Raw genomic sequence first — 2,996 nt, 5'->3', positions numbered from 1 at the left:
TGCTCGTCCCGGCAGAACTTTTTATGCGGGTAGGTCGTGGTGAACAACCCGCCGCAGTAATCGCACTCTCGGGAATAGACCGTCTTCACGACGCCCTCGCCGCCCGCTGCAGGTTCACCAGCTCCACTAGCACCCGCTCGACGCCCCGGCCGACGCGCTCCGTCGCCCGGGCGCAGATCCGGACATTCAGCGCCTCGCAGTACATCCCCAGCACCGCGCTCCGGGATCCCAGCGGCCCGGCCGCGGGCCCGCGCAGCGTGAACACCACCTCGTCGTGGTCGTCCACCTGGTCCACGTACACCGTCAGATAATCCGCCCGGCTCACCGGCAGCGCCCGGCCCGGCGGCACCCACAGCCGACGGCGGGCCGTCGCCGGGGCCAGCGTGCCGAAGGTGTGCAGGTGGATGAGGCGGGCGGTCATGACGGCACTCTGCGAAACGCAATGCACCACACCCATGGGTTCACGTCCCACCCGTAGCCGCGCTTGGCGTTGAGATCATGCCAAAGTCGCATGAAAGCAAACCAGTACGGCGGGGTCTGTTCTCCCCAGGGTGTCGCCTCCGCAACTGGCTCCACCCCTTCGGCTCTTGCATCATCCTCGCTGATCTCTTGCACCCGCTCGACTCTCACATCAACAATCTCCAGCGTGATGCGGCTGGCCCAGCGGGGCATGTAGATGGAGGGCGTCCAGGGGCCGTCCGTGTCGTATTCGGCGGGGTCGTCGGCTCGATAGTAGATGCAGTCATGCTCGGGCACATGGGCGAAAGTCTCCCGCACCCACATTCTGTCGCCGGGCTGGCCGTAGGGGCAGGCTTCAAGCTGCAGACACCAGTTGCGCCAGGTGTTGCCGGACGGGTGATCGTAGTAGAACCACCAGCCGTCGCTTTCGTGCTCGCATCGCTGCGCCTCATTGCCGCCGCGGTCTTTGCGACGCTTGAAAACAACTCGCCGCGTCTGCAGCTTGCGCCCGTCCTGAATGGCTCGGATCATCGGGCCGCTGAATATGATTGGCCGGGCGGTCATGATTCGCTCCCCGGCACTGGAAACCCACGCGCCGCCAGGTCGTCCGCGCTCAGCGGCGGCTCGCTCGCCGGCGGCCGGGCCGCGTCCTCGTAGCCCAGCAGCCGGCGGTTCTCGTTGATCAGTGCGTCGAGCCGCTGCAGGTACTCGTTGTCGCCGTCGTCCACCACCCGGCCCTCGCCGTCGGTGATGCACTCGAACAGGGAATCCCGCTCTCCGATCAGCCACTTCGTGCTGGCCTCGAGCGCTGCGTATAGTTCTTCCGGTACTCGATAACTCATGCCGCTCCCTCCAGGTTCAGCTCTCCCCGCCAGAAGTCACAGACGGTCGGCCAGATCTCGGTCCAGAAACCGGCACATTGCGGGCATCGCTCCGAGCGCACAGGAATCGATTCGGGATCACCGCCGAACAGGCTGCCCAGGCCGGGCGATTCCAACAACGAGTGAACAAACCACGACGGTTCTGAGGGCAGCATCCGCGCCTCGAGCTCATCGAGCTCTTCCCAGCATTCACGGGCCGTTCCGGAATCGATTTCTCCGTCTCGGCGCCGTTCAGTTACGAACTGTTTGACCGATTGGTGGGTGCGCTCTGGAGAGAAGCGATAGCCGCGGCGTGACCCATTGCTCGCCGGTGCCGCCTTCTCCATGAAATAGCCGTAATCCAGACCGATAAGAAACGCCCTGAAATCCCGAGGCCCTATGCTGTTCCAGGAGGACGAGTAGCTTCCAAAGTCCGACTGTACGTTGATGCTCCCGCCCTCGACCCATTGCCGGATCGTAACGTCCGCCCATGTGAAGCTGCCGGTCCTGCGGATCTTGTACACGTCCGCGTTACCCTTTATCACGGAGTAGCTCATGCCGCCTCCGCCGGGATCGCCGTGATGTAGCCACCCTCGCGCACCGTTGCGCCCTGGGCCTCCAGGTCGCGGGTCAGCTCCGCCCGCAGCTTCTCGGCCTTGGCCTCCAGCTTGTCGTCGCGCTTCTTGTCGCCGGTCCGCGCGCCGACGGAGGCCGTCAGCCGCAGCAGGTAATCGTCGCGCACCGCCGGCGCCAGCACGTACAGCACCACGGATCGCGGGTTGCCGCGGTCGCGCTTGCGGAGCGTCGTCACGCGCACCAGGCCGTCCTCGATGGGCGCCGCCTTCACTTCGTCCACGAACAACTGCGGCACGCGGAAATCAATGTGGGCTTTCAGCATGGGGAATCCTCCTCCGCGGGGGTATTGCAAGAACCTTCAATCTCGTCCGGGGCCAGCACCTCGAATCGCGGATGGTGCTCACCATCCGGAGTGATGACTTCCAGATCGTGGAGCTGGAAGAAGCCCCCGAGGGTCCAGTTACAGCCTTTATCGCTGCTCCACCTTCCCACGCACGAGAAAGCCAGATACTTCTCCACATCGTCCAAGTCGACCCCGGCCCCGGCCTGGATCAGATCCGCCGCTGATTGTGTGGTCTTGCAGCGAGGGCAACGGAACTGCACCTGCTCTATAGGCAGGCCCTGGGCTCTTATGGCGGCTTTGAACTCGTCCAAGGTGAGTGTTTTCATCGCTGCTCCTCCGGCTCATCGCAAAGCCCCTCCAGCCGCGCGTACAGCGCCATGGCCTTCTGGAAATCGTCGAACATCTCGCGGCGGATCTCGCGCAGCTCGGCGCGGGGGATCAGGCCGTCGCTCAGGGCTTGGCGGCTCGCCTCCGCCGTGCGGCCGATGGTGGCCTGGGGTTCGGCCCAGGCGTCCAGGAGCTGCATGTCCGAGACGCCCGACCAGACGGCGCCGCGGATGAACGTGCCGCCCAGGACCTGGGCCTCGGCCTTGATGATGTGGCGGGTGTTGGTCACGAGCTGCAGGACCACTGCCTCGCCGACCGTCAGGTGATGATTCTCGCAGGCCGGGTCCACCTTGTTGTTCAGCGTGCCCGGGCGGCACGCCAGGAACTGCGCCAGGTGCTCCGCGCCGCCGTGCTTATGGACCGTCCTGTAC

Annotated in this window: 7 protein-coding genes; all 7 read right to left on the bottom strand. The window is 65.1% G+C overall.

Translation table 11 applies throughout. The annotated features are described in order from the left end of the window. Window positions 1–85 precede the first annotated feature (85 nt). The gene (locus tag AC52Q4_RS04820; protein WP_495535672.1) at window positions 86–421 is read right to left on the bottom strand and encodes a hypothetical protein; all 336 of its coding nucleotides are present in this window, start codon (window positions 419–421) and stop codon (window positions 86–88) included. Next, window positions 418–1,023 (bottom strand): hypothetical protein, encoded by a 606-nt coding sequence (locus AC52Q4_RS04815; RefSeq protein WP_495535671.1) that lies wholly within the window; start codon window positions 1,021–1,023, stop codon window positions 418–420. The genes AC52Q4_RS04820 and AC52Q4_RS04815 overlap by 4 nt, the downstream gene beginning before the upstream one ends. After that, window positions 1,020–1,301 carry a hypothetical protein gene (locus AC52Q4_RS04810; protein ID WP_495535670.1) on the bottom strand — a complete coding sequence of 94 codons (282 nt, stop codon included), beginning with the start codon at window positions 1,299–1,301 and terminating at the stop codon, window positions 1,020–1,022. Before AC52Q4_RS04810 ends, AC52Q4_RS04815 begins: the two co-directional genes overlap by 4 nt. After that, window positions 1,298–1,876 (bottom strand): phiTE_072 family protein, encoded by a 579-nt coding sequence (locus tag AC52Q4_RS04805; RefSeq protein ID WP_495535669.1) that lies wholly within the window; start codon window positions 1,874–1,876, stop codon window positions 1,298–1,300. Before AC52Q4_RS04805 ends, AC52Q4_RS04810 begins: the two co-directional genes overlap by 4 nt. After that, complete coding sequence (locus AC52Q4_RS04800; protein WP_495535668.1) at window positions 1,873–2,217, bottom strand: hypothetical protein; 345 nt, start codon at window positions 2,215–2,217, stop codon at window positions 1,873–1,875. Before AC52Q4_RS04800 ends, AC52Q4_RS04805 begins: the two co-directional genes overlap by 4 nt. Beyond that, the gene (locus AC52Q4_RS04795; RefSeq protein ID WP_495535667.1) at window positions 2,211–2,564 is read right to left on the bottom strand and encodes a VVA0879 family protein; all 354 of its coding nucleotides are present in this window, start codon (window positions 2,562–2,564) and stop codon (window positions 2,211–2,213) included. The genes AC52Q4_RS04800 and AC52Q4_RS04795 overlap by 7 nt, the downstream gene beginning before the upstream one ends. Continuing rightward, window positions 2,561–2,996, bottom strand: a 436-nt coding sequence (locus AC52Q4_RS04790) for a phage regulatory CII family protein (protein ID WP_495535666.1), incomplete at its 5' end; no start/stop codon positions are given. The genes AC52Q4_RS04795 and AC52Q4_RS04790, both read right to left, overlap by 4 nt.

The organism is Nitrococcus sp. (genome assembly GCF_059432795.1).
This window is presented reverse-complemented; position numbering and strand designations above follow the sequence as displayed.

Excerpts from the sequence above, each read along its gene's own strand:
- AC52Q4_RS04820 (WP_495535672.1), bottom strand. The coding sequence starts at position 421 with ATGACCGCCCGCCTCATCCACCTGCACACCTTCGGCACGCTGGCCCCG.
- AC52Q4_RS04815 (WP_495535671.1), bottom strand. The coding sequence starts at position 1,023 with ATGACCGCCCGGCCAATCATATTCAGCGGCCCGATGATCCGAGCCATT.
- AC52Q4_RS04810 (WP_495535670.1), bottom strand. The coding sequence starts at position 1,301 with ATGAGTTATCGAGTACCGGAAGAACTATACGCAGCGCTCGAGGCCAGC.
- AC52Q4_RS04805 (WP_495535669.1), bottom strand. The coding sequence starts at position 1,876 with ATGAGCTACTCCGTGATAAAGGGTAACGCGGACGTGTACAAGATCCGC.
- AC52Q4_RS04800 (WP_495535668.1), bottom strand. The coding sequence starts at position 2,217 with ATGCTGAAAGCCCACATTGATTTCCGCGTGCCGCAGTTGTTCGTGGAC.
- AC52Q4_RS04795 (WP_495535667.1), bottom strand. The coding sequence starts at position 2,564 with ATGAAAACACTCACCTTGGACGAGTTCAAAGCCGCCATAAGAGCCCAG.